This is a genomic window from Nocardia sp. NPDC056952 (genome assembly GCF_042674185.1).
Classification (GTDB): Bacteria; Actinomycetota; Actinomycetes; order Mycobacteriales; family Mycobacteriaceae; genus Nocardia.
The window spans coordinates 145,401-170,323 of sequence record NZ_JBHURA010000002.1; the positions used below are offsets into that span (position 1 = coordinate 145,401).

The window sequence follows — 24,923 nt, forward strand, 5'->3', positions numbered from 1 at the left end:
GCAACGCGCGGCACTGATCCGCAGATACTACGAGCGCCCACCGACAGAGTCCGGGGTCAGTCCCGCGTCCACCAGCGACTGACGATCGATCGAGTCTCTGCCCATACCCGCCAACGTCTAGTGGAGCGGTGAACGATCTACTTGTCGGTGGGCAGGTCTACGGTGCCCGCCATGACACTGGACCACCTTGCTGATATCGCAGCAGAGTTGGATGTAGCTATCGCAGACGTACTCGGCGAATCGGTCGCCGAGCTAGAACGTGCAGCCCTGAACCACGGGCTAGCCGTCATCACCCCCGCCACTGTCGAGGCCAGCGGAGTCACTCTTGGCTCGACGATGAGTCCCTCCGATGTGGTCGAAGCCGCGTTGGCCCTCGGGGCCGTCGCGCTGTACCTCGATCGCGAAGTCATCGAGACCGACTCCATCGTGGAGTGCATTCAACAACTCGAGTTCGAGCCAGAAGACCGTGCTGCCCGTGATTTGAGTCTGCTGGCGCTGCGCAGGATCGACGGGTTCACTCGCCGGGTCAATGTGAGTTTTGTTCACCTCGGGCTTCCGCACTCCTGGAGCCAAGACGCCGAGTTCGCCGACGGTCTAGAAGAAATCGACGACGCCGTCACCTCCTTTCTCGCCGAAGTCTCGGACGGTCCCAGCAGACACGAGGAGGTTGCTCGGTTGGCCGAAGCGTTGGCAAGTGATCCTGCGTTCCGGCGCGCCCGAACCCGCTTCGAACACAATGCGGCGGCTAGTGCGTTGCCTGTTATCGCACCGATCCTTGAGGACGGGGACCAATGGAGACTCGCCGAAATCATTCAGGGGGCTCAAGGTCTGCTCAACCAGCAGCGCATCGACTTGGTTGATCAGCTTGATGAGCGGCTGGCGGAACTGGCGACCTCGTTGGCGGCGACGGACCAGTTCCGGTCGGCCAGCAGTGCTGACGGGCGTCGCAAGGCCACCCTGAAGTGGGTCATGGCGCATCACACGAACGAGCTGGCCTTGCCGCGGGATTTCATCACAGAGCTGGCTGCCGCTGCGCACAAGGCGCCCAGCGGGCAACTCGGCCTGCTCTGAGACCGGTCGGCACGGCGGGTTGGTGCTCGCAGTCGGTGTGGATCGGCGGGCAATAGATGATCGTCCCGCACGCGAGGCACGTGTGTATTCGGTGATGCCCGCCGATCCGGATACGCCGTGTCACGCCGACAAGCGAACGGCCTGGCGCGAAACCCTCACGCCGTGGTCACGCGACCGTGGCAGTCTCGGCGGCCAACATAGAGGTGGTGGCGGATGATCGGCGGCACCGAGACCCGTCGCGCCCGAGTGGCTCAAAGCAGGCGTTCGCGGAGCTCTTTCAGATCGATCAGCGCAGCTCGGGCATCGCCATCGCTACTGATAACCTCCTCGAGCACGTCGGCGAGATGATCACGGTCGAGGCCCGCCAGGTTGACAGCCTTGCGGACGTTGTCACTCGGTAGCTCTACCTCGAAGCGATCGATCGAGAACTCGTCGTGATTCTCGATCGGAACCTGAGTGACTTTGACGTCATTGGTGATTCCAGCACCGCGAGCTAGATCTACGAAGTCATAGAGGTCGCCGAACGATAGCTCGTACAGATCGATACTCACTTTGAGGCCCATGCAGCGATAGTAGCGACCGGGTCTGCGTCTTCGAGTTCTTGTCGGAGTGTTGGATGGGACACGCCACTGCTCACACCGCCCAAGATCGTCGGCTTGCGGCGGGCGAGGCGGGCAGAACGGTGTCGATCACGAGTTCGCTTGGCGCGAGCTCACTTTGCGCAGCCGGGCCCACATTCAGCTGCGTGCGCCAGTTGCGTACTGGCAACCGCCGGGGCTCCAACGATTGGCCCGTGTCAGCGCGGCCAGATACCTGACCGCACCACTTCCTTACATTCGCGGGCCGTCCTCTACACCATCGTCGGGCTGGCTGAGAAGCCAGAAGCTCAATCGACGGAAAAGCACCTCCCCGGCTGTGAGCGATTCACCGTCACCGACAACGATCGGGTCGGTGAGCATAGCGGTGGCGGCCAGGACCGATAGCGTCGCATTCCTCAAGCCAACAGTTGGCGCGATCTGAGTGAAGAGATCACGCAGGTGGCCCGCTCCACGCGCGGTCACGGTCGCTTCGAACACCCATACCGGGCCGTCCTGCTGGGAAGCCGCGGCGGCATCGAGGACGGAAAGAACCTCGGCAGGATTCCATGTGGCAGGGTGTGCATGCAGCCACGCAAGAGTCTGTGCGCGTTCGTCGTCATGCACGGTCGGGGCGGGGGGCTCATCGACCGACGTTTCGTCCATGGGCGCGCGTAGCGCCACGGCGATCTGCAGGGGGGTTGTTTGCAATGGGTCGCTGTCGAGAATGGTGTAGAACAGCGTGCGAGTCATCGCCGCGAGTCCGTGACCGATACCGGAGATCTCGCTGAACGGTTTGATCTCCCACCCAGGTTCGGATACTGCGCGCTGGGCATGGGACTCCAACCGGCTGACCGCGTGTGTACTCATGTTTGCAGGCCGCGCCCGTGGATTTTTCTGCGCAGACACGGCAGCTACTCGGGCAGATTGCCACACGAGGTTGTAGATCTCGCCGAGGGGCCTGTGCTCGACGAGTCTTTCGATCGCGGCCCATAGCCTGGCTCGCTGGTTCTCAGGGACCGCAGGCAGATTGTGCTCGTTGAGCTGATCGCTGAGGTAGCGCACTGCTTCAGCGGCGATGAGCTCGGCGGCCACATCCCGCAGTTCGATGCGGCGATCTGTAGTCATACCAGCGGGGGCGAGAGCGTTCATTAGCTGCGCGTCAAGGCGTTGCGCGGCGGTTTCTGGACTACTTCCGCCGGGCACGTAGTAGGAGACGCGGGTCGGATAGTAGGAGCCGGTGAGCTGCGGTGTCGGCACCGTTTCAGGGCCACCGTCGGCAATCCGCCAGGCGGCATCGAAGCTTTCGTGCACCCAGACAAACGCGGATGCAGGGCTAGAAGGCGCGATGCGGACCAGGTCCGCGTTCACCAAGTCGCCCAGGAGCTGACCAACCTTGTCCCAGTCGGGGTGCCAGGGCTCGGGCCAGCTGGTGACAGGCTCAATCGGCGCGGAGCAGGGGGCGTACCGAAGTAGTGCCAGCGCGGCGATCTGTTCTCGCACCCCAGCATCGGGTAGTGACCGTTCGGGCGAGGGGAACACGGCGCCGTGTTTCTCGTCAACGACCACTTGCTGGACCTGCCGCCACTGGTCACGCGCGTTGTCGCGAGCCTGTGTGGCTTGACTCTTGATCCTGGCCGCGTCTCGTTCTGCTTTGCGTGCCGGGTCGATGACCGCCCGGATCGAACGCAGCAGCGAGGGAGTGCACTCAACGCACTCGGGTGGATTGCCGCTGCACACTAGCGCGAATGCGGATCGAGACGTGAGGCTGAGCGGCCCAGCACATCCGGAACACGTTCGGTCTGGAACGAGTGCTCGCCCCCCGGCCGCCGCGACGGCGTGGGGCTGCCCCCACCCTTGTGTGTCGATATCCCGGACCTTCTCGCTCCATATCGGTGTCCCAAGTTCTTCGGCGAACCCGTCGATCGACCAGTAGCGTTCCGCGATCGTCACGAGTTCCGGATCGGCCGCAGGGTTGGGAATGATGGTGGGGACCAGGGCCGACAGAGCTTCGACGCCAAGTCGCGGTTCGGAGGTCTCGGTCACGCGGGAGATCATATGTCTCGCGCGCCCCTGGAGGTCGGCTGAGTCAACTTGTCAGGCACGGCTCGTCTACCGATGCCGGCCGACTCGCCATCGCAGGTGGGCCGTGGGCTGCCCATAGCCGCGTGGCGTGGCGGTCTGGTAGCCAGAATCGTTGTGTCACTAGGTTTTCCGGAACGCCTCGTCGAGGGTTGGCAGTACGAACCTCGGGTGATCGTCGACCTGGGGAAGATTGAGCCAGTTGACCTCAGCTCCAACCTTTGTCCCTGTCGCCGAAGAAACCGAACACGCTGCGGCGTGGGGGACGGGAGTGCTGGAACGAGAAATGCTAGGCGGGTGTTCCACATGTCGTGGTTGCGATGGGTAGGTGGGTGAGCGGAATTGAGCTGAGGATGTCGGACGCTTCTGACATCCTGGAGCTCATGACCGCACAGGAGGCAGATGCGCTGCCGTCCCACGCACTCGTCCCGGTGGTCGAAGGGACCTTCGCGTACTGCCCAAACTTGTACGTGCAGGCGGATTGCGTTGGCGGACAGTTCCGGACGGCGATCGCTGGCCATAAGGTGACGATTCTGTTGCCGAGGATTGGCGAGGATCTACTCCTCGGCATAACGCCGATACTCACGGCTCCGGACACGCAATATGAGTACGCGGTTCAAGCGGACGGCCGATTCTGGGGGATAGTCAGCACCAGGGATGGACAGTATTGCCGTACCGCTCAGATTTCCCGTCTCGCCTACCGATTCGAGGTGGCGGGGTCGGAGTCGGATGTGGAAAGTGTCTGTCGGGAAATCGAATTCAGCTTGAAGGATTGGTGGCTGAGTTTAGAAGCGTGGTTGGATATCTATACCGACCTCGATCTGCTTGGCCATCAACGCGGAACCGGCGGACCGCCTACACGGGGACACGCTCTGACTGCCCATGTTGGTGACCAGCCCGGTGATACTGCACAGCGGCTCACGTGGAAGCAGCGGTCACAGGCAGCGATGCCTCGCCCACGAGCGGTGAACATTCCGGATTCCGCCGTCCTTGCGCGGTGTCTGCATCTCGCTGGCAGCGGCTCGTTGCCACCGCAAGGGTGGCTGTACTTGCGGGAAGCGAGGTCGTGGCTGAAGGCCGGACAGACACGACGTGCTGTCATCGACGCTTGCACCGGCGCAGAGATTTCCCTGTCATATCAGGTTCGACAGCATGCCAAAGCAGATCCCGTTGTCGTTGATCAACTGCTCGAGCAGTGCAAGGGTATCGCCGATGTTGTGAAGGTCCTCACCAGGATCGGAGGTGTGACCGCCAGTCGGAATTCGATCACGACCAAGCTGGCTGACGTCAGGAACAAGGCGGTACACGCCGGATGGGAACCTGACGTCGAGACGGCAGAGCAAGCCCTTGCGGTGGCCACGGCAGTAGTCGACCACGCCTGGCCCCACGCGGCACTCTGCCCGGATACATCGGCAGCGACTGTCTAGGGTGTTCTGCTGGAATGAAGTCGACAGGTTGAGGCAGTTGTTGGCGGCACGGCTGGCGTCGGTGGATGCGGGCGGGCTGACCTCGAGTCAGACGGCAATTCTGATCGCCGATGCCACCCACAGGAGTGGGCTCTGCGCCAGCGTGTGCTTGGCCCGGTCTCGCAGGTATCGACGTAGGGCGGTGCGCGTCTTGTCGCCGAACGGAAGCGTCCGCGCGGTGAGCCGCGCCCTCAGTACCACCACCGCAGGCTTCGCCGACCGCGCCGACGCAGCCGCCGCCCGCAACGAAGACGAAGACAAAGACGAAGACGAAGACAAAGACGAAGACGAAGACGAAGAGAGCTAACAAGCCGATGCACCGCACCGGCGCGACCGTGCGGCTCGGCACAACAGCGCCGCTGCGGTGTCGGTCGAACTACGAAGGTCACCTTGACGGGATACCACCCAGGTCCGTGCGGTGTGCAGCAGTCCTCTCCGAGGCATCGCTCGACCCGGGCGACTATGCTCGGCGCCTGTGGAATCCCTGGTGATGGCACCGACATTTTTGGACCTCGCAGTCCTACGGAAAGCCTTGGATGAGCAGAACGTCGGTATCAGGACGAGCTACGAGCTCGGGGCGGGCCTTACCCTCGCAGAAACGCCGCTCGATGAGTTCGACCTCGGAGTTGTCGTTGTACCTAGTGATGAATCCGACGGCACATCAGAGTCACGAGCTGCGATTCTGATCGAAGCCGGAATCGCCTATGCTCGCGGACTACCTCTCCTCTTCATTGTTGACCCGTCGGACCGGTCGTCGCTGCAAGCCCTGTCCGGAACAAAAGCATGGACTGTAAGGGCACGCATCGACAACAGAGAGGCGATCCGACTCCACTTACGACTACTCATACAATCGATAACCCGGAGCCCTGATTCAAACTTTCCGCCAATCATCGTCGACGGACCACCGGGCAAAGGTAAGTCGGAATTAATCGCACGCCTTGTCAAGGATTCCCTGGAAGCAGGAAATACCGTCATCACAACTTCAATCCGGTCCAGACTACCGGTAGAGGACATCGTGGCGGAACGACTTGAGCAGGTGCTTCGTGACCGTGGGATTGCAGTTCAGCGGGAGGTGCGGACCACAGGCCACGGCAACTCCGGTCGAATTGACCTAGTCTTCAGCCATCCGCAGATTGATACTCCTGTCTTCGTGGAGTTGCTCAGCGGTCTCAATGGGAAGCCGAAGGCTCATGCCGAGGCGCAGCTAGCCCAATACGTAAGGGATGAGTCAGGAACGCTCGGCCTCGTGCTGTATTACAACCTGCCGTCATCCGCTCCCGAAATGTCAGCGGTTGGTGCGCGGGTGTGGTCGGTGAGCTTGACAGACTTCGTCGACAAGGTCGACACCGGTGAGCTGGGCTCGTTCCTGCGAAGGATCCGCAACGAAACGGTGCATGGCAGATGACCGGCCTCGACTCAACGGAGATCCAACGCATCCTCCGGCTGGCTGCTGAAGCGACCAATACTGACGCACAAGGTAAGGCATACGAAGAGCTGGCTCAGTACCTCTTCGAGCTGGTACCGGGATGCCTCGTGGAGCGCAATGGCATCAGCTACTTCGGGACAGAGCAAGTAGATCTCGGTGTATGCAACGGGAAACACCAGAACGGCCTGCACGCTCTACCGCATGTCATTCTGATTGAGTGTAAAGACTGGAGTCGACCGGTCGACAGCGCCACTCTTGGCTATTTCATCAACATACTCGCCAATCGCAGCGTCGAGGCTGGCATCTTGATCGCGGCCAACGGGGTAACGGGTGAGGTGCGGGAGCAATCCCACGCCCACGCCCTCGGCATCGGAGCGATCGCTCGCGGGATGAAGGTGCTCGTGATAACCACCGAGGAGATCAGTCGGCTTACATGCATCGAGGAGTGGGTCGACCTCCTACTGCGAAGGTTTCTTTTGGCCCATATGCGTGGCGGACTCGGGGTGCCGTAACCGGCCTTCGGCCAAGCGGTTGTCCACAGGCCACCGCCGGGCATGTGCGTGGTCTTCGTCGAGTTGAGCGAGGGGTTCGTAGCTCTCGACAGCACCAACCCATTTCGATCCGCGGCGAGTTCCAGCTGGCCCTGACAGCCCACGGCAGCGCGGGCCCGGCAGAGGTCGTAGACGATGTAGTTGTCCCGCAGAACGTCTGAGGCGGGATACCTGTGGTCCAAGCTCTGACCAGTACCCTATTCTTCGCTGATGTCCTTCGACGCTGACCTCGACAGCTCGTTCGAGCTGTGGAGTGCGGAACTCGGCGAACTGTACCGCGCCTGGAATCTGACCAACGTGCAGTTCGGGACTGGCGAGTCCCCGATAACGAGTCCACCCGGCAATTGAGCCGGGTTGTGTTCGATCCGTATCAGTTGAAGCCGCAGACCACCGGATGGTGGCTGTGGCTGCAGCGGGCAGCGTACTCGGCCGGGGCCAGATAACCCAGCGCCGAGTGTCGATGCCGCAGGTTGTGCTCGGTCTTGAAGTCGCCGATCACCACCCGCGCCTCAAGCAAACTCGTCCAATGATTGCGGTTGAGGCATTCCGCCCGTAACCGACGGTTGAACGACTCGATGAACCCGTTGTTCCAGGGTGTTCCCGGCGGAATGTAGGAAATCCCGACCCGGTCAACGCAGAACTGTTGCAGCGCAACAGAAATGAACTCCGGCCCGTTGTCCATCCGCAGCACTTTCGGTGGGCCGCCGACGGCATCGAAGACCTTGCCGAGCTCGGCGACCAACCGCTCGGCGGTAATGGACCGCTCGACCACGTGCAGCAGCCGCTCGATGTCTTGCCGAGCCCGCAGCATGATGTTCGATTGAAGGGAGCAATCTATGGCTCATAACCCGGACAAAGCCACCCAGGCGCCACCAGACGACCTGCCGCGCACGGACATGAGGTGGTCATCCTCGGCGCGGGTGCGCTCGGTGACGTGATCACCACGACTCCTCGGCGCTACAGCAGCCCGATTACGACCGACATCGCCAGGAACAGGGCGAGCTGGTAACTGGAGTTGATGACGGTCAGCCTCGCGGGCTTCAGCTCGAAGGCATTGTGCTGCAGGAGCGTACTGGCAGAGAACGCCAGCCATGCCGCGAACCCGACCAGCAAAGCCATCCCCACAGACTCGTCGCCGGTCGCCTCTGACGCGAGGGAGATCCCCGCGGCGAGGCCGACGGCAGTCACGAGATTCGCGATGGCCAACTGGGTCATGTTCCTTACGCGAGCCGGTCGCGAGCGCTCCGGCGTCACGCCCGTCAGCCGCTCCCAGGCGTTCGCGATGAAGCCCTTCTGATACCAGATGAACGCCACGACCATGCCCGCAACGAACGCGAGCGCGGCCCCGAGCCAGTTGATCTCCATTGCACAGCCCTTCTGTCCTCGTCGAACCCAGGGCCAGTCGTGGTGTGGCATCCCGAGTGCGTGGTTGATATTATCTACCACAATGGAAAACATAAAGCAGCCAGTCGGACGCTCCTACGGTCAGTTCTGTGGGCTGGCGCGGGCGCTCGACGTCGTCGGGGACCGCTGGAATCTCCTGATCGTGCGCGAGCTGCTGCCCGGGCCGCTGCGGTACGGCGAGCTGAAGTCCTCCCTCCTCGGCGTCGCGAGTAACCTCTTGGCCGAGCGTCTCCGGACGCTGGAGTCGGCCGGGGTCGTGGAGCGACAGCTGGGAGACACGGGCGTCCTGTATGGACTGACACCGTGGGGCGCGGAGCTCAGGGAGCCGATGGAAGCCCTCGGCAGATGGGCCATTCCGCTGCTGGCGACGGGACGCGGCGATGACGACTTCCGGCCGCGATGGCTGGCGCTGGCCCTGCCAGCGATGCTCCGTGGCAGGACGGCAGTGCCGCCTGTGGAGGTCGGATTCGATGTGGAGGGGCTCCTCATCGTTCTCCGGATCGACGAGGACGGCCCGAGCGCGAAAATTGACGCTGACCTTCAACCAGAGACCGTCCTGACCGCCGAGCCCGAGATCGTGGTCGGCCTCGTTGGCGGTGCCCTCTCAGTGGACCAGGCCCTCGCGTCGGGGACCCTTCTCGGTAACGCTGATGTTCTCCGCCGAGCGATTCCGTAAGGACAGTCAGCTACAAATCCTGCCGCCAGTGCGGTTCCTCCGTGCCGTCGGCTGCACTCCGACTGCGAGCACTGGCCTGTCGGGGCGATGCGCGGTCGTTTGGATGCCGCGAGGCTGCCGGCTGCCTCGACCCCGCGCCGAGCGGCATGTGGTCAAGACGAAATTTCCCTACCGCTTGATAAGGAATTGCCCTGCCCGGTGGATGACCCACCAAACGCTGGCCAGGACACAACCGGCCCCGACGATCAAGCCACCGACGACGACAGTCGCGTTCGCCAGCTGATCTGACAACGTTTGCGCGGTGACGGCGATCTGTATCCCGGTGACCGCCACGATCATCGCCGCCACGATCATCGCGACTGGAACGAACAGCCATGGCTGCGCGATCAGCACCTCAGACGCCGAAGCCGTCGCTGCTGGGGGCGCTGTCTGGACCTCGTCGTCCTTGGGCCGGATCGCCGCGCGGTACGCCTCACCTGCGGCTGTCGCCTCGAGGTACAGGAGCAGCTGCCGGTCGGTCGGCGGCCTGCCGAGTGCCATCCGCGCGTCGTCGCAGGCGGCGTCGAACTTCTGCAGTCGCAGGTGTGCCTTCGACCGCCAGTAATGCCATCCGTGGCTGCCGGGATCTCGCACCAGTGCTGCGGACGCGATCGCGAGGAGCTGGTCAGGATCGAGTGCGCCGAGGATCTGGGTGACCTGGAATGTTGTGAACGGGGGTGGGGGGTTGTGAGGATCGGCCATCGCTTCGACTGCTGCGAGCGTCAGCTCGACGCTCTTACGCTCGTCCCGATCAGTCACACCCTGAATTATGTCCCCTCGTACCAGCTTTCGCATCAGGGTGCCGAGCATGCCTTGCGATCCTGTACATGCCTTGATCGCGTCGACCTGCAAGTTGGCGCTGGTTCAGGACGTCGCGATTCTGTACGAGCAGGCGGTATGAACCAACATCGCGGTCATGGAGTTTGGTCCACGCTTAGGGTCGCAGCCCACCTGCGCCACCCATACTTCACCAAGGACGTCGACGAGGCGTCTCGCCGCTTTGGAGCAGAACCCGCAACCAGCACTGGTCCTCGCGCGCCGACACCGCCTGGCATGATCGGCGACGAGGCCGTGAACGGCTACTGCATTGACTACAAGTGCAAAATGGGCCGTGAACGGGCCTTCCAAGCCGATCGCGACGAGCTCAGGAGCTGCACCTATGAGCTGTTCTTCGTGCGCTACGACAACGAGGTCGACAACACCCAGGACCTCTACGTCGAGGTCGGCCTCCGAGGGCGAGATCTCGGCGACACGCGGACAGTCATGATGAATCCCGCCAATGCCCTCCCCAGCTTTCCCGTGAATCCCCCGAATCCTTCAGAGAATCCCGAGCTTTCGGCCGTGACAGGGGTGTCATAGGTGCACTGTAAGTGGGACCTACTGCTAGCGTTTTCGGTGCAACGCAAAAAGGCGACCCCGTGCCTGCGTCAACAGGCCGGGGTCGTAGACCAACTGAATCCGCATCCACGCAGAACTAGGAGGTCGCTGCCTATGGTAGCCACCAATCCGCCGATCCCGCAGCAAGAGCCTGCTGACGGCGATCCGCCCCCGCACCGCATCGACTGGTTCAACGTCAGCGCTGTCACTTGTGCGAGCACTATCGCTGTTGCCGTCGCCATCGGCGCGGACAACGTCGTCGCCGGTGTGTCGGCGGGCGCATTCGTGCTCAACCTGGCGAAGATGCTGCGCCGGTAGGTGACCGGGCCGCCCGTGGACATGTTTGCGGGCGGTCCGCCCTGCCAACTAACCAGCACCCGGCGAAGGCTCGCGGCAGGGATACCGAGGAGTACCGCGAAGTGCCTTTCGCGGCCACCGGCACTGGACCCGCGGCGAGGTTGATCCGCTGGCGCGATGAGACCTTGCTATGACGCACAAGGTTCGGTGGCTGGGTTCGGTGGGTCTGCTGGTTCGTCAATTCCGAGGATATCTAGGGCCGGGTGCTTCGCCGGAACGTCGGGAGGCATCACCGCAGTCTTCGGCCGTTTGGAGCAGGGGCACGAGAACGGGGACCGCCACATCCCTCACCCGACTGTCCGCTGCTGGGCAAGTCTGCGCAGGAATGTGTACTTGGATAGGTAGCTCATTTTTGCCGGGACAGCTTGGTCTGCGAGGCGCTGGGTCGTCCAACCTCGAAGCGAGTTGAGTTCATCGATCATCTCGCTACGGCACTCGCGTTCGGTGCCACGGGATCGGAGATATTCGATCTCGAGCTGCTGGAGTGCGGTGTCGGGGTATTTGGCGAACACGCACCGGTCGGCCATGATCGAGTAGATGTGCCCGGTGTGGACGCTCTCGACGTTGCTATCGAACCTGGTGCGGGTGAAATCCCCGAGGTAACTGACCTCCAGGCCGAGGCGGTCGTGCAGGTAGGACTGCATCTGCGCGATGTCGGTGAGGCCCTCGGGGACAGGGGTTTTGGTTTCGTAGCGGGCGAATCCGTCCTGGGTGAATCGTTTGCGTTTGATGACGTGACCGCCCGCCCGGCGGGGGATGAACGAGGCGTACCCGCAGTCGGCCGAGGTCGGTCCGGTGACCTCGAACATATAGTTGTGGAACTGCCACATCTCGAAGGCGTTGGCGAACTCGAGCCGCAGGTAGTCAGGCTCGCCGCGCGCGATCTCGGCGGCGATGTCCCGGGTGAGTGCGTAGATGTCGGTCTCGGGGTCGAGGGTGAACTTGTGCTCGTACTCCACCCCGGCGTCGATGGTGAAATACCAGCACTCGTGGCTGCCCACCGTGGCCGAGAACTCCGGCAGCCGGTCCACAACTTCGGCTAGGACCCCCGCCGAGGGCTCCGTCGTTGTGGCGCGGCTGTTCTCAGCGAAGCTGAAGGCGTGGGCGATCTCGGCGACGCGGTGGAAGAGCCCCGCCTCCTCGTTGAGGCGGGAGGGCACATACACCACCCAACACCGCTGCCGGAAGTCCGCGGCGAGAACGACCAGCGGCATTGACTCTCGCCGCGCCACCCCCTCGACGCCAGTTGTGTCGGAGCGCTTGAGCAGCTGAGAACCGTTGTGTCGGTAAGAAGAGCTGGGTCCGGTCCGCTCAGCCCAGTCGACCATCGCGGTGGCATAGCCGGGTCTCGTTGTCATTGGCTGGACGTGGAACATGGTGTCGCTGGGAAGGTTCTCTCCCGGGGCACGGTAACGGGCGTGCCAGGCGCCGGTGAGCAGCCAGCAGGATGCGTAGGACATGGTCGACCCCCTCGTGGTGTCAGTCGCTGGCGGCGAGGCGGCGAGCGGTGTTGAGCGCGACGAGCGCAGCGAGCCGGATACCGAGGAACGCGACAGCGGCAGGAACGAGGATGCGCCGCCAGCCGGTGCGGGTGCGGGCGTAGAACAGGGCGGCGCTGCGGTGGTGGTGCCACAGCGACCGGTTGCGCCGGAACTTGCTGGACTGCCCGCCTTGGTGGGTTACCCAGGCGGGGCCGGAAAGGACTGTGGTGTAACCGTTCTCGCGCAGTCGCCAGGCGAGGTCGGCGTCTTCGAGATACATCCAGTAGCGCGGGTCGAAGCCATGCATCTGTTCCCAGAGCGGTCGTTTCATCATCAGGCAGCAGCCCGAGACCCAGTCGACAACCTGGTCGGCGTCGGGGCGGCCGATGGCGGGGCCGAAATATTCGGCGCTGGCGGAGTTAGTGCCCGGTCGGAGCACGCTCATGATGGCGTGGCGTGCGGCGAGGGTGGTGGAGGGGAAGCGGCGGCCGTTGGGGTAGGGCGCACCGGCCGGAGTCTGGATGCGGGTGCCAACGATCCCGATCTGCGGGTCGGCGAGGGTGTCCACCATGGCATCGAGTGCTTTCGGGTCGCCGAGTTCTGCGTCGGGGTTGAGCAGGGTGACGTAATCGGCCTGGGTAGCGGCGGCGGCCTGGTTGATCGCGCCACCGAAGCCGATGTTGTGCGGGTTGGCGATCGGGCTGAGCCCGAGCTCGCGGGCGACGTCGAGGGTGTTGTCGGTAGAGGCGTTATCGATGACGGTGATCGTCACGTCGGCGGCGGTTTGGGCGCGTACGGAGGCGACGGCGGCAGGCAGATGTTCGGCACTGTTGTAGGTGAGGATGATGACGTCGATGCTCACAGTTGGGCGGCCTCTCGTTGGTCGTTGGGGGTCATGCCGGAATCGATCCGGCGGACGGTATCACTGGGGAGGTAGGTGGGCAGGCGGCGATGAGCGAGCGCACGGGCCCGCGCGAATCGCGGTACCGGCCGAGATAGCGGACCGCAATGCCCTGCATCGGCCAGAACGCGAGCTTGCCGATCGTCATCCCCGCATACACCCGTACCGGCGCCGTCGCACGCAACTCGAGAGTCCAGGGAATGACCGCGCCGCAATGACCCAGTGGCGCGGACAGCTGGATCCGCAGCCCGAGGCAGGACACGGACCGGCAGGCATGCAGGGTGGCCGCATAGCGCAGCCCACCCATCACCTCGGCTGTCGACCCCAGATACAGCCTGCCCGGGGCAAGTACGACACCGTCCGGCGGGATGTGGGCCTGCACCGCCTTTGGATCGTGGTGCGGATCGAGTTCGACCCCCGGAGGGTAGGACAGCAGCTCGGTCCCGAGGCGGAACGCGATCGAATTCGCGCACACCAAGTGGTCGTCGAAGGGGTCGATCACGAGCTCGCCGCGGTGGCGCGCGGCCCGGATCTCGGCTCCGGTCAGCATGAGAACACTCGATCCAGCACCGCGCGCACGTGTGCGGCGAGGTCTTGCCGGGTGCCATCATTGGTGACTTCGACCTCGGCATCGACATCTTCGACACCAGCGGTGGAAGCGTCGGACAAGCTGAGATAGCCCTGGGCGGTGAGCCTTTGCTTGCGGGTCTCGTCCGGTGCGCTGACTCGCATAACGGTCCAGCCCGAGGCCCGCAGGCGGAGTAGATCGTGGTCGTAGGAGCGGACATCGTCGTTGATCACGACATCGGCACTACTCGCGTCGGCGCGGGCGAGGAAGTCCTTCAGCAGGAAGCCGGGTTCTCGGTCGCGCAGGCAGCGGGCCAGAGTCTCCATGAGCTGTTGGTCCTGCTGGCCGGGTGGGAGAGTGCGGCCTATGCGGGTGTAGAAGGCGTGCTGCAGGTCGTAGAGCGGTGCGGCGACTTTGATGACCTCGGCACGAAGTCCGCGTGATTCGGCGGCGTGGGTGATGAGTTGGGCGGTGGTGGATTTCCCGGCGCCTGAGTGGCCGATGAGAGCGAGCCGGATCTTGGGTTGGGTCATCGGGGACCTCCGTGGGTGAGGACGGTGCCGTTGTCGAGGGTGAGCACTTCGCCGTCGGCGGCTTCGTGGACAAGTGCGGGAATACCGTGTTCGCGCACAACGATTCCGAGATGGCACAGCCGCGAGCCCAAGTCGAAGACGAAGCCGTCCACCATGCCGACCAGCGCGGCCAGCACCGCATAGGGCCGTCGCGCCGAGAGAATCACCCGGCCTCCGTTGGTCCGGACAACCTCGATGCGGGTGATGATCTCCGCGACAGCACCGTGCTGGTGGACATCGATATGCGCACCGGACACGCTGACCGCCGCACCGATCGAGAGTTGCTCGAGCACCGCGTCATTGACCACACGGACAACCTGCCCGGTGCAGCGACCGGCCGCGATCACTCTCGGTCCCGCCTCAGGGTTCGTCGGTCCGGCGAGCTTGGTGTGGTCGATGTAGAACAGCTCGCCGCGGTTACCGATGATCCACTCGATGATCGTGGGCCCCTGCATCGTGGTCAGGTCCCTGGCCATGCGGACGATCAGGGCCAGGTTCGTCTCGCCGCCGGTGGCTGCGAGAGCGTCTTCGCTGGGTGAGCCCGGTGCGAGGCTCAGGTCGGTCGTGGCGGCGAAGCCACGGTTCATCGCGAGCAAGCCCGCCTCGGACGCTTCGGCGGCGATCTCGCCGGTCGTGGGGTCGGCAGGGTGGGTGATCAGACCACGCTGACCTTTCACGTAGTCGCGGACCAGTACCGTGAACGGCTCTCCGGTCGGTGCGGCTGTGTGCAGCCATTGCAGCTCACCGACGAGATCATCTGTGTTGCAGACGATCTGGCGCTGGTGTTCGCTGACATCGACGATCACCTCCGGCGCCGACAGTGCCGCGCCGAGCAACGGGGCGAGGTCCTTGGCCCAGGCGGGGCCGGGGTCGGCTGGGAGATAGACGAGAACGGCGGAGCCGATCGCGATACCGAGTTCGTGCGCGCGCCGCATCGCAGGTCCGCGTTTGCTGGTGAAGTGGCCGACAGGGCCGGTCAGTGGCCCCAGCGGAATGTCGCCGGGCAGAGGTTCGAGGTAGAGGGGGACGACGGCGATCTCACGTCGGACGCTGGCACTACGGCGGCGTGCAGTGTTCGGGCGAGCCTGCACCAGCGAGACGACACCGCCTGCCTGGACCCACTCGATATCCACGTCGCTGACGCCGAGTACTTCGCGCGCGGCCTCGACCAACTCGGTGACCGCAGCGACAGTCGCCGGGGCAACGGTGTCGCTGCCGTCGGGTGTGGCGGCACCGGCGGCCAACGCGTCGGCCCGGCCGGACACGGCTTCGATCTGGGCCTGCGCGGGGTCGGCCGGGTCCAAGCCGGTCATGGCGATCCCGGCCTGCTCGGGTTCGACCATGGCCTGCACGAATACCGCCATACGAGGGGCCGGGTCCAGGTCACCGGCGCGCAGCCGCGCGCTCACGGCCGTGAGCGAGTAGAAGGAGCGCCACACCGCAGCGACTGCTTCGGGCACGTCATCGGCCCCTACATCGAGCAGGGACTCGTAGGCGCCTGCGTAGGCGGTTTCGGCTGAGTCCTCACACAAGGCAGAGGACCGAACCGCGAACCGTGTCCCCGCTGGGAACACCTCATCGAGGCGGACGTTCAGTAACTCCGCAGTCTGGCTGCTGGGCCGCAGGTCGGCGATCATGTCGGTCAGCCGCGCCACCTGGGCGGGGACATCGCCACCGACAGTTGCTCGCAAGTCATCGAACACCGCCTCCACACCCGCGAGCACATCAGCCTCGATGGCCGCGGCGAGCTCGCCGGCCGGGACCGCGATCAGCGGCGGAACCGGCACTCGCGCAGACAACTCGCCCAGGCGAGCACACTTCGCACCGACCAGCTCGAAGCGGAGTCTCTCCTGTCCGAGTCCCGGGAACCGCCGCCTGGCCAGATCCCCGGTGAGGCCCACCCAGGACCGGCTGGCCTGTGGCCCGCGTGAGTCCTGGTATTTGCCGGTGTAGCAGCTGATTTCACCGACCGGTGTCCACCACATCATCTGCCCGATCTCCATGCCCGGATAGACCCGGACCGCCTCGGTCGCGACGAGTTGGAGTGTCCATTGGCCGATGTAGCCGATATCGCCCAGCCCGGAAGACAAATGGATCGACAGTCCGAGGCGGGCGATGCTCGATCGTGCGGCGAAGGTCGGCGCGAACCCGGTGCCGCCCAGGACCTCGGCGGTGCTGGCGAGGTAGAGCTGGCCCGGCCGCAGCACGAATCCATCTGCGGGGATGACGATCTCGGTGCTCGGATTCTCGCGGCGGGCGTCCAGGACCGGCGCGGTGTAGGCACGCAGCCGGTCTCCAAGTGTGAAGTTGTAGGAATTCGGGTTCAGACGTGCCGGATCGAACGGGTCGATGGTGATCGCTCCGGTCTCACGCTGGCGTTGGATCTCGGCTCCGGTGAGGATCGTCATCGTCGGCTCCGAGGCGTGAGAAGAACTGTGTGGTGCAGGCGTTCGGTGTCGGCGACCGACATCAGCAGGTGCACGCGATCGGCCGTGCCAGCGTTGAATGCCGTGTGCCGGGAGCGGGTGTCGAACACTCGCAGCCTGCCGTCTGCGGGGATGTGGTGGCCGTGACCGCCCGGTCCGACCAGATAGGCGTCCGGGTCGGTGTGGATGGCCAGGTGGGCGCGTTTGGTGGCGTCAGCGTGCATCCGGTAGACCGTGCCCGGTGCCAGGATCATCAGCCGCATGCGGCCTATCGGCATGAGCGCGGACACAGACCGATGCACGACGGCGAAGTAGGTGTCGCTGAACATCGGGTTGAGACGGGAGAATTCGCGCTCGTGGTAGCGCATGCTTCCGTCAGCGGCGAACTGGCTGACCAGCCCGTCGGCGAGCAAATCCTTGGCGTCAGGACGGTGAGTCAGGGATATACAACGCAGCGGCTCGCCGTGGCGTTCGGTGTTCATCGGCTCGACCAACGTGAGGATCTCGTCGTATGCCTCTCGCAGCAGCACCACGTCGAATACCGCATCGGTTGGGCCTTTGTAGAACTGTTCCGCGCCGGTTTCATCCGGTCGGTTGCTATAGGGCGGCGTCATCATCAACTTGCCTCTCCTGACACGCATGGTGGTACGGATGAGTTGCGAGGCCGATGTCGAGACCGTTCTCGCCTTCTGGTTGCTCTTCAAGCGGGTATTCGGCCGATAGCGGCGTAGGCGGCCAGGTCCCAGGTGCCGGGGTGCAGGGGCCGCAGAGTGTCATGCTCGGTATCGGTGGGCCGCCACCGGTGCGGTGCGATCAACCCGGGATCGGCGAGCTTGTAGGGGGCCAGCATCGTGGTGATCGTGTCGCGGTCGCGCGGGTGAAAGGCGATGCCCGCGTTGCCCAGAGCCGCGACGGCGCTGCTGATGTCGTTCCCGGCGATGTCGTCGGTGATGTGGCTGAACACGATCCAGGTTCCGGGCCGGAGCTGGCGAGTCAGGGCGTCGAGGACGGCGGGGGCGTCGGCGAGGAGTTCAGCGGTCCCGGACAGGCAGACCGCCAAAGGCGCGGTGGAGTCCATGACCGCGGTGATCTCGGCGAGGACGGCGGCGGTGTCGGTGAGGTCGATCTTGGCGACGACGTTGTTCGGTTCGGTCAGCAGGGCCTGGGCGTGGTTGGTAGCGAGGAGGTCGTTGTCGATGTAGAGGATGCGGGCGGTGTCACTTGCGTGGTGGGCGATCTCACCGATGTCGGGGTGTAGAGGGAGTCCGCAGCCGAGTTCGACCACCTGGGTCACCTGATGCGTGTGGGTGAGGTATTCGACCGCGCGCCGGGCGAAGCGGCGTGCTTCGGCCATGGCTGTCGCGAGCTGGCTGTCCACCAGGGGCTTGGCGATCACATGATCGAGCTCGTAGTGGTCTTTGCCGCCCAGTAGCGCGTTGCACACACGGGCGGTGTTGGGGCGGCTGGTGTCCAGCACTGTCTGGTTGGGGGCTGTCATGTCCTGTCCTCGCCGGAGGGTGCCACGAAGCATCGAACAAACCTCCCGGCCACCGTGACAAGGGATTACGGCGTCGGCTTGTTGCGGGGCTCGCGGGCGGTCGGATGGTTCAGATGCCGGACTCGGCGTGGCCGGCCAGCGCCCGGGCGAGAATGGTGTGGGCCTCCTCGCCGTAGACGGCCGTCGTGGCGAGTAGATCGAAGGTTCGTTCGACCAACTCGGCGGTGTCGGTGTTCTCGAACGGATCGGTGATTCGCTTGTTGTCGGAGTCGGTGGCGGTGCTGAAGTCGAAACTGTCTGCTGGGGCGAGGAATTCGGCATTGAGCGCGATGATGCCGATGCGGACATGTGCGCGAGCGGTCAAGATGTTCATCAGGTGGCGGATCTGGGTGATCATCACCTCGCAGCTGCCGACGGTGACTCGTAGCGCGGCCTCGTCGATGAGCATGTGGAACTCGTACCCGGGCATGTCGAGAACGGTCTGGCGTTGCAGACGCGCGAGCGCAAGCTCCTCGCTGTCGTCGGCCATCCCCATTACGGCCGAGCATCTGTCGAAGAACGCACGGGCGTAGTCGTGGGTCTGCAACAGTTCCGGGAGGAGTTTGGTGCTGTAGGAGCGCTGATGGATGGTGTGGGACTCGCTGGCGATCAGGAAGCGCTGCAACGTTTCCGGTCCGCCAGCGGTGGTGTCGTACCGGCTCGTGTTGACCATGGTTCTAACCTCTCCAAGTAGTTTCGTTGGTTGAGATTCGGTGGAGGGTTCCACCGGGGTGGTTCGTGTGGGTCGGGTAGGCGTCCCCGGAGGCCGGGAGGTTGGGCGGCCTCCGGGGACGTTCCCCACCCTCGGAGGCCGACCGGCTCGGGGGTCGCCGGATTCGGTCCGAGGTATTCAGGTGGTCTGTGTGCCCCGCCCCGGGTCAGCCCAGGGTGATCTCGCTGATCAGAGTCGCCCCGTCGACGGTGCGGGTGGTCACGGTCTGCCGGGCGACCCAAGGCTCGGTGCCGGGCCGGAACTCGGCCACGGTCACCGCCCACCGCGCCGACTCACCGCTGGTGTTCAACGGCGAGATACTCACGCAGTGGCGGGTGTCGGCGGGAACGGCATCGATGCCCGTCTGCAACCGGTCGCCAGGGGTGATCGCTGAGTCCGAAGTCAGGAACCGGCGCGCGTGCTCGACGGATCGGTCCACGTAGTAGGCGTGATTGAACCCCAGGATCGCGGCCGGGCCGCTGGTGGTGTCTCCCAGACCGGAACCGGTGACGACGTCGAGTTCGGCGGTTTCCTCGCAAGCGAAACCGGTCGGCTGCGCGCCCCCGTCCGGGGCCGTCACTACCGCGACCACGGCCAGTGCTGCAAGCCCGGCCAGCACCCCAGCCGCTATCCATCGGTGGCGGTGTGAGCGAGCGGTGGAGGAGACGTTTGTCGTGTCGAACTGTGCATACATGGCGTTCTCGGTTCCTTCGGTGGATCTCGGAGGTCGGGTGGCCCCGGTAGTCGCCGGGAATCGACTCCGGGGCCGCCTCGGCGCGGGGCAAAACCTGGGTGAGCTGCGTCTGGTCTCACCAGGCCTTCGCGCCAAGGTCATTCGGGCGGTCGGAAGGTGCGCTGCGCGCGGGTCAGGGCTGTAGGAAAAGGCGCTCGTTAGGGAGGCGGGGCAATCCGGCACAGTGGCCGGGATAGACGGCGACAGTGCCGGGGCGGCGGGCGGCCACATCACAGACGAACACCAGCGCGGCCGTCAGACAGGCGGCGAAATACACGCGCACACCGGCCAATTCGACCGAAAGGCGAATATCTGGTTCGTCAGGGAGAGGTGACCGGCCGCCGTTGTTCATCGGGGGGTCTGCCTCAAGATCGATAATGCGCACTCGATCACCACCGCCCCCGAGGGGCGAAATGCACTGGTGGCCGGGGACACCCATGTGCGAACTATCAGCGGGTCCGGCACCGGGGACGGCAACGCGATGTCCCCGTCTCGGACCACCACCACCCGTGCCTTCCACAAGCGAGCCACCTCGCCGGGGTCACCGATCGGCCGAATATCGGACCGGACAAGGAACGTCCACATCTCTGCGCGCGGATGGCCGACGATCGACAACGGCGCGACCCCACGAAGATCGAGACTGGTCTTGACCCGCTGAGCCAGCTCGGTCGGCATCATCACCGCCCCGACAAACCCGGCCCGCATCGTGATCCGCCCCGTTGCCGGATCGACCACGGTAGGCAGCGAGCACATGCTCCGGTAGAACTGGCAGCGTGAGCGGGGGGATTCGGTCCATGCCCTGGGCGCGTTGGTCTGCGTCATCGCCACTCCCCAGACGGCGCGGTCACGGCCGTCGTGTCGGCGGCTTCGGTTTTGGTGACAGCGGGCGCAGCCGTGAGAAACCCGGCCAGCTCCATCGCCTCGAGCGCTCTGACAAGCTCGGCGCGCGATTGGTTGTGGGTGGCCTCGGCCGCGGCGACAGTGTTAGCGGAAGCGATCGGGCTGGCGCCCGAGGACTGGTCACGCCTCACCGCGGGCTGCGTGTTCAGCTCGTCCGAATGTTTCACGCGCGGGCCTTCCTGGTGACGCTTCCAAAACAACGAGGTGCACCCGTTCGGCAGGTTTCGCCACGGATTTTCCGAAGCGGGTTCTGGTGTCAATCGTTGTCCGTCAACAGCATTGGTAGGAACCGCACAGTGGTGGCGTAGCGTGGGCGTACCGTAGGCGTTTCCCAGTTCAGGAGCTGGAAGTAGGGGGCCGGATGATACGAGGGCGGGAATGGACCGGCTTCGAAGCTGCCGCGCTGCAAGAGGCGATGAGACAGCCGATCCGCCAGTTCGCCGCGATGCTCGGCGTCGAGACCACCACGGTCAACAACTGGCGGTCGGGCCTGAGCGCGGTCAAACCCCGTTCCGAAAAGCAGGAGATCCTCGACACCACCTACGCGAAACGTACGACGCGAGAAGACCGCGAACGATTCGACCAGATCGTCGCCGAAGGCGAAACCGCTTGGAGAGCGCGACACTCGAAACAGGCGCGACGCCATGGTGTCGCGGAGGAATTCCGACGATCACCGCGAAGTAGCTCTCCCGCGACCACAGCTATACCACCGGTCCGCGGTGAGGTGGAAGCGTCCTTCGAACGACCTTCCCTGATCATTGAACGTATGCGGCTGTTGCGGGCCAAAGGTGCCGATGACGGCGTGCTCGATGTGATCGAGGTGGCATTCGGAGACATCCTCGCCCGATACGAAGCGGAAGGACCGACGCTTCTCGCGCCAGAGGTTCTCGCTCTTCGTCGGCAAGTCGACGTTTTGCTCGACCAGTGCAGGCAACCGATGCATCTGGCGCGGTTGTATCGCTTCGCGGGCCAGATGTCGGGCGCGCTGGCATACATGGCTGTCAACCTAGGACGTTTTCAGCACGCGAGGATGTACGGCGAGGAAGCTCTCGGCCTCGCGGAGTTCACGCGAGACCGGGAGCTGATCGCGTGGGTCAAAGGGACGCAGAGCTTCTGCTCCTACTATCAGGGCGACTATGCGCGCGCCGTCGACGCTGCGCAAGAAGGATTGCGGGTTGCGGGTTCGAGCGGACAAGCGATCCGCCTGTACGCCAACGGTCTCGCGCGTGCCTTGGGCAAGCTCGGCGATTCTGTCGGCGTGCACAAAGCGATCGAGGCGGCGATGAACCTCAGCGACAACACGGACACGTCGCATGGGTTGACGCCGGCACTGTCGTTCGAGTCTTACAGCGTCCCACGGCTGATGGCCAACGCAGCGACAGCGCACTTGTCTGCAGGAGACCACAGCAAGACCCTCGAATACGGCCAGTCGGTGGCCGAGTTGGTGGACACGTCGGACTCGGTATGGAGTCAAGCCCTCGTTCGGCTCGACGTCGCAACAGCCCTGGTCAAGCAGAAGGGCCCCGACACCGAACACGCGATGTCACTGGCACGGCAAGCGCTGGCAACCTCACACGGCCAACCGATCCGCTCGGTCTGGCAGCGTGCCCACGAACTCGCCGACGTCGTCGATACGATCGATCGTCGCGTCGTTGGTACCTACCTGAGCGAGCTCGAGGACTGGACATCCTCGGCGAGCGTTGTCTCCGAGGGCGCTCGCCCTATCGAAGGGCGATAGTGGCGACGTCGTCCCATTCGTAGGAATCCTGGGATCGCCAAAGGCGGACGAGCTTGACCTGCGTAACCGTGACCGGGACGGGAACGATGTTGCGTAACTGGGAGACGCGCTCGATGATGGGCGCGATCTCTTGACGCCGATTGCTGTAGGCGATCCCGATGTGGGGGCGGAAGTGGGAGAGAGGTTTTGACGCGGTGCCCGCAGCGGCGTTCCCAGAGTGCGAACGCAGAATCGTGGCGAGCTGCCAGATCGACGACCAGGGTGACACCGAGAAGCGGACCGCTCCCGAGGAGCCGGCTAGAGGCCCGACCTCGATCTCGAAGCTATCGACGTATTCAAGCGCTTCGGCCGCACTGGAGGTGACTACCTCGATGGCGGCGTCGCTGATCGAATCGGCGGCACCAACCCGGCACAGAGTCATGTGAAGCGACGACAGCGAGACCGGATATAGGTCGAATGAACTCAAGCTTTGCTGGCATTGTCGAGCCGAGGAAATCAGCTCGGCGTCCTCGAACGTCAAATACCAGTAGTACGCGGAGAACCCGCCGGGCCACGGTTTGACGGTGAAGTGATCCTCCATGTGGGTCAGCGCTGAAAACGCTGACCAGTCATTGCTCCTGATCGCATCGACGTCGGTCAGCGCCGTCGGTGGCTCTGGAGGAAAAGGCCCGTGTTTCAAGACTCTCCATCGTAGTTGCCGGATTGTCGGTGACGTTTGCTCGGACCAAACTAGGTCCCTGCATGGACTATGCCCAATTCGGGTGTCCCAAGGTACGGGCCGGGACCGAACTGACCGCAGAGCGGGGCCCTATTCCTGCGACATTGTGGGGCTTTCGACCCACTGGGCGTATTTCTCGGTCGTCCAGGGAACTGGGGTCGCGCTGATCTCGGGCCGACTCCACGGATGCAGCTCCGCGATGCGCTCGGCGACATGGTCCCGACCGGCCGCGGCGACACGGAAGGTCAACCTCCACTCCGGGCCGGTGCCGACTTTCCCGAGATGCCAAAACACGCTGTCCTGCTTGACGATCTCAGCACCAGCGGCAAGACGTTCTCCGACCAGGCTTTCGGCGATCGAGTGCGCGTCCCGTTCGGTCGGCAACGTCGTGGTCATTGCCCACACGCGAGATTCGGAAGTCATGACAACGAGGCTAGCGACCTGCGTCAGCTTCTGTCATGACTCGGGGTTTGGTGTTCTCAGCACGCGATCGCGGGTGTGCTGTAGAGGCCGTGGACAATGAGGACTTCGGAGCATGCTCTGTACTCGTTACTGGGTCGAGGTCGGGCGTTCAGTGGCATCGCGCCGTACTCACACAATCGCCCTCGATGCGTTGCTGCGAGCTGAAAGCATTGCGCCAGAGCATGTCCGGAACATAGATGCCGTGCAGGAGGTGATCGCTCGGATGATGCGAGAGGCCAAGCGCAGCCTCACCGCGGGCGAGCTGGGCAACCTTGCTCACCGTGTAGGCGTAGTGGTGGTCTCGAGCCGGACGTATTTCGATCCATCTGCCGTATGCACCGCCCGCAACGTGGACGTGGCCCGGCGATGTGCAGAGGTAGCTGGTGCCGCTCTGTTACCGATCGGAGTGGACAGCTTTCATCTGACCCTGTATTCGGGGAGTGATGGACAGTTCTATGCAGGGTTCGATTCGTCGGTTTATCGATATGCGGACGATCGCGATGTCCTGTTCTCGATGCTGAAGGATGGAATTCGCCCACTCTTGTTGGGACAGCAGACGCTTCAGTGAGAACGGCACGCGTGGGCATACAGCTCGACCTTCGACTGACGGTGCTGGGCCGACTCACGCCGCATCCCGGAGTCGCGGCCCACACCCCTCTCCTGACCCGCACCCCAGCACCTAGACCAGGCGGTTTACGGTCGAGTCGGTCACGCGGCGTGGGAGAGGAAGGTCGATCGTTCGAACTCGCGGTGTCGCACCGCGTGGACGAACGCGGCGTATTCGAGCTGGTCGAAGAAGAGCCGGGCGGTTCCGGCTGAGGCTCGGCATTCCGGCGCGGCGCTGAATTCGTAGAGGTCGTCGGATCCTCGGGTGATCGTCAAGGCTCCGCGGATGGGGCGGCCTGCTCGGATCGCGGCCTGGAGGGCCTCGAACTGGTGGTGGTCGAGGGTCAGGCATTCCTCGAGGGGGACAGGGTGTGCCGCGGTGGCGACCGGGCGCGCGAGCTTGTCGTCCCAGATGAGGGTGCGGTGGTTGTCGCGGTAGACCATCACGCACGCCTGCTGGGGGGAACTGGCGGCCGCTTTGCGGAAGTGGGCGGCGGGCGGTGTCGGTAACGACATGGTGGATCCTTTCGAACAGCGCGGTCGGC

At 64.2% G+C, this 24,923-nt stretch carries 29 protein-coding genes and 1 pseudogene; 11 read left to right on the forward strand and 19 right to left on the reverse strand.

All coding sequences use genetic code 11. From position 1 onward, the window contains the following. Positions 1-171: 171 nt before the first annotated feature. On the forward strand, positions 172-1,071 hold the full coding sequence (locus ACFTS5_RS07845) for a hypothetical protein (protein WP_378628634.1): 900 nt from the start codon (positions 172-174) through the stop codon (positions 1,069-1,071). A gap of 251 nt (positions 1,072-1,322) precedes the next feature. Here the strand turns inward: ACFTS5_RS07845 and ACFTS5_RS07850 are convergent, their stop codons facing one another. Both ACFTS5_RS07850 and ACFTS5_RS07855 read right to left on the reverse strand, forming a co-directional pair. After that, entirely contained in the window at positions 1,323-1,634 is a 312-nt protein-coding gene (locus tag ACFTS5_RS07850; RefSeq protein WP_378628636.1) for a hypothetical protein, read from the reverse strand. A 267-nt stretch (positions 1,635-1,901) separates the two neighbouring features. Further along, positions 1,902-3,692: a hypothetical protein gene (locus ACFTS5_RS07855; protein ID WP_378628639.1), complete on the reverse strand. Its 1,791-nt coding sequence runs from the start codon at positions 3,690-3,692 to the stop codon at positions 1,902-1,904. 419 nt (positions 3,693-4,111) lie between these two features. Between ACFTS5_RS07855 and ACFTS5_RS07860 the strand changes: the two genes are divergently transcribed. From ACFTS5_RS07860 to ACFTS5_RS07880, 5 genes are all read left to right on the forward strand, one after another. After that, positions 4,112-5,155, forward strand: a complete 1,044-nt coding sequence (locus ACFTS5_RS07860; RefSeq protein ID WP_378628641.1) for a hypothetical protein — start codon at positions 4,112-4,114, stop codon at positions 5,153-5,155. Between the two features lie 217 nt (positions 5,156-5,372). Further along, positions 5,373-5,501 carry a hypothetical protein gene (locus ACFTS5_RS07865; RefSeq protein WP_378628644.1) on the forward strand — a complete coding sequence of 43 codons (129 nt, stop codon included), beginning with the start codon at positions 5,373-5,375 and terminating at the stop codon, positions 5,499-5,501. A gap of 168 nt (positions 5,502-5,669) precedes the next feature. Continuing rightward, complete coding sequence (locus ACFTS5_RS07870) at positions 5,670-6,599, forward strand: hypothetical protein (protein ID WP_378628646.1); 930 nt, start codon at positions 5,670-5,672, stop codon at positions 6,597-6,599. Then, positions 6,596-7,132, forward strand: a complete 537-nt coding sequence (locus ACFTS5_RS07875) for a restriction endonuclease (RefSeq protein ID WP_378628649.1) — start codon at positions 6,596-6,598, stop codon at positions 7,130-7,132. Before ACFTS5_RS07870 ends, ACFTS5_RS07875 begins: the two co-directional genes overlap by 4 nt. Positions 7,133-7,381: 249 nt before the next feature. Beyond that, positions 7,382-7,519 (forward strand): hypothetical protein, encoded by a 138-nt coding sequence (locus ACFTS5_RS07880; RefSeq protein ID WP_378628652.1) that lies wholly within the window; start codon positions 7,382-7,384, stop codon positions 7,517-7,519. A 22-nt stretch (positions 7,520-7,541) separates the two neighbouring features. On the opposite strand, the pseudogene ACFTS5_RS07885 reads toward ACFTS5_RS07880, so the two are convergent. Beyond that, positions 7,542-7,943: pseudogene (locus tag ACFTS5_RS07885) on the reverse strand (integrase core domain-containing protein); the annotation flags it as partial. 185 nt (positions 7,944-8,128) lie between these two features. After that, entirely contained in the window at positions 8,129-8,536 is a 408-nt protein-coding gene (locus ACFTS5_RS07890; protein WP_378628654.1) for a DUF1761 domain-containing protein, read from the reverse strand. 82 nt (positions 8,537-8,618) lie between these two features. On the opposite strand from ACFTS5_RS07890, the gene ACFTS5_RS07895 reads away from it, so the two are divergent. Continuing rightward, positions 8,619-9,251 (forward strand): winged helix-turn-helix transcriptional regulator, encoded by a 633-nt coding sequence (locus ACFTS5_RS07895; protein WP_378628657.1) that lies wholly within the window; start codon positions 8,619-8,621, stop codon positions 9,249-9,251. Positions 9,252-9,419: 168 nt separating this feature from the next. Here the strand turns inward: ACFTS5_RS07895 and ACFTS5_RS07900 are convergent, their stop codons facing one another. Then, positions 9,420-10,142 (reverse strand): hypothetical protein, encoded by a 723-nt coding sequence (locus tag ACFTS5_RS07900; RefSeq protein WP_378628659.1) that lies wholly within the window; start codon positions 10,140-10,142, stop codon positions 9,420-9,422. A 201-nt stretch (positions 10,143-10,343) separates the two neighbouring features. Between ACFTS5_RS07900 and ACFTS5_RS07905 the strand changes: the two genes are divergently transcribed. After that, positions 10,344-10,649: a hypothetical protein gene (locus tag ACFTS5_RS07905; RefSeq protein ID WP_378628662.1), complete on the forward strand. Its 306-nt coding sequence runs from the start codon at positions 10,344-10,346 to the stop codon at positions 10,647-10,649. A gap of 132 nt (positions 10,650-10,781) precedes the next feature. After that, positions 10,782-10,985, forward strand: coding sequence for a hypothetical protein (locus tag ACFTS5_RS07910; RefSeq protein WP_101468890.1), 204 nt, complete (start codon positions 10,782-10,784; stop codon positions 10,983-10,985). A 326-nt stretch (positions 10,986-11,311) separates the two neighbouring features. Here ACFTS5_RS07910 and ACFTS5_RS07915 read toward each other — a convergent pair whose 3' ends face one another. The 11 genes from ACFTS5_RS07915 to ACFTS5_RS07965 all read right to left on the reverse strand — a co-directional run bounded on the left by ACFTS5_RS07915 (position 11,312) and on the right by ACFTS5_RS07965 (position 21,021). Beyond that, positions 11,312-12,484: a hypothetical protein gene (locus ACFTS5_RS07915; protein ID WP_378628664.1), complete on the reverse strand. Its 1,173-nt coding sequence runs from the start codon at positions 12,482-12,484 to the stop codon at positions 11,312-11,314. A gap of 19 nt (positions 12,485-12,503) precedes the next feature. Beyond that, positions 12,504-13,367 (reverse strand): glycosyltransferase family 2 protein, encoded by an 864-nt coding sequence (locus ACFTS5_RS07920; protein WP_378628667.1) that lies wholly within the window; start codon positions 13,365-13,367, stop codon positions 12,504-12,506. Between the two features lie 31 nt (positions 13,368-13,398). After that, positions 13,399-13,956: a hypothetical protein gene (locus ACFTS5_RS07925; RefSeq protein ID WP_378628670.1), complete on the reverse strand. Its 558-nt coding sequence runs from the start codon at positions 13,954-13,956 to the stop codon at positions 13,399-13,401. After that, positions 13,950-14,507, reverse strand: coding sequence for an ATP-binding protein (locus ACFTS5_RS07930; protein WP_378628672.1), 558 nt, complete (start codon positions 14,505-14,507; stop codon positions 13,950-13,952). Before ACFTS5_RS07930 ends, ACFTS5_RS07925 begins: the two co-directional genes overlap by 7 nt. Continuing rightward, the gene (locus tag ACFTS5_RS07935) at positions 14,504-16,954 is read right to left on the reverse strand and encodes a PEP/pyruvate-binding domain-containing protein (RefSeq protein WP_378628674.1); all 2,451 of its coding nucleotides are present in this window, start codon (positions 16,952-16,954) and stop codon (positions 14,504-14,506) included. The genes ACFTS5_RS07930 and ACFTS5_RS07935 overlap by 4 nt, the downstream gene beginning before the upstream one ends. After that, on the reverse strand, positions 16,951-17,613 hold the full coding sequence (locus ACFTS5_RS07940; RefSeq protein WP_378628676.1) for an aspartyl/asparaginyl beta-hydroxylase domain-containing protein: 663 nt from the start codon (positions 17,611-17,613) through the stop codon (positions 16,951-16,953). Before ACFTS5_RS07940 ends, ACFTS5_RS07935 begins: the two co-directional genes overlap by 4 nt. A gap of 59 nt (positions 17,614-17,672) precedes the next feature. Beyond that, positions 17,673-18,470 carry an SAM-dependent methyltransferase gene (locus ACFTS5_RS07945; protein WP_378628678.1) on the reverse strand — a complete coding sequence of 266 codons (798 nt, stop codon included), beginning with the start codon at positions 18,468-18,470 and terminating at the stop codon, positions 17,673-17,675. A 109-nt stretch (positions 18,471-18,579) separates the two neighbouring features. Next, the gene (locus tag ACFTS5_RS07950; protein WP_378628681.1) at positions 18,580-19,182 is read right to left on the reverse strand and encodes a Scr1 family TA system antitoxin-like transcriptional regulator; all 603 of its coding nucleotides are present in this window, start codon (positions 19,180-19,182) and stop codon (positions 18,580-18,582) included. 205 nt (positions 19,183-19,387) lie between these two features. After that, entirely contained in the window at positions 19,388-19,915 is a 528-nt protein-coding gene (locus ACFTS5_RS07955) for a hypothetical protein (protein ID WP_378628684.1), read from the reverse strand. Between the two features lie 387 nt (positions 19,916-20,302). Next, positions 20,303-20,689, reverse strand: a complete 387-nt coding sequence (locus ACFTS5_RS07960) for a DNA-directed RNA polymerase subunit beta (RefSeq protein WP_378628686.1) — start codon at positions 20,687-20,689, stop codon at positions 20,303-20,305. 83 nt (positions 20,690-20,772) lie between these two features. Then, complete coding sequence (locus ACFTS5_RS07965) at positions 20,773-21,021, reverse strand: hypothetical protein (RefSeq protein WP_378628688.1); 249 nt, start codon at positions 21,019-21,021, stop codon at positions 20,773-20,775. A 248-nt stretch (positions 21,022-21,269) separates the two neighbouring features. Here ACFTS5_RS07965 and ACFTS5_RS07970 point away from each other — a divergent pair, with 248 nt between their 5' ends. Next, positions 21,270-22,592, forward strand: a complete 1,323-nt coding sequence (locus ACFTS5_RS07970) for a hypothetical protein (protein ID WP_378628690.1) — start codon at positions 21,270-21,272, stop codon at positions 22,590-22,592. Here the strand turns inward: ACFTS5_RS07970 and ACFTS5_RS07975 are convergent. Both ACFTS5_RS07975 and cutA read right to left on the reverse strand, forming a co-directional pair. Then, complete coding sequence (locus tag ACFTS5_RS07975) at positions 22,576-23,271, reverse strand: 2'-5' RNA ligase family protein (RefSeq protein WP_378628692.1); 696 nt, start codon at positions 23,269-23,271, stop codon at positions 22,576-22,578. The genes ACFTS5_RS07970 and ACFTS5_RS07975 overlap by 17 nt on opposite strands. 129 nt (positions 23,272-23,400) lie before the next feature. Continuing rightward, positions 23,401-23,733, reverse strand: a complete 333-nt coding sequence (gene cutA, locus ACFTS5_RS07980) for a divalent-cation tolerance protein CutA (RefSeq protein ID WP_378628693.1) — start codon at positions 23,731-23,733, stop codon at positions 23,401-23,403. A gap of 241 nt (positions 23,734-23,974) precedes the next feature. Between cutA and ACFTS5_RS07985 the strand changes: the two genes are divergently transcribed. Next, positions 23,975-24,340 (forward strand): hypothetical protein, encoded by a 366-nt coding sequence (locus ACFTS5_RS07985; protein ID WP_378628694.1) that lies wholly within the window; start codon positions 23,975-23,977, stop codon positions 24,338-24,340. A gap of 140 nt (positions 24,341-24,480) precedes the next feature. Here ACFTS5_RS07985 and ACFTS5_RS07990 read toward each other — a convergent pair whose 3' ends face one another. Continuing rightward, a complete protein-coding gene (locus tag ACFTS5_RS07990) occupies positions 24,481-24,894 on the reverse strand; it encodes a hypothetical protein (RefSeq protein ID WP_378628696.1) in 414 nt (137 codons plus the stop codon). Between the last annotated feature and the right edge of the window lie 29 nt (positions 24,895-24,923).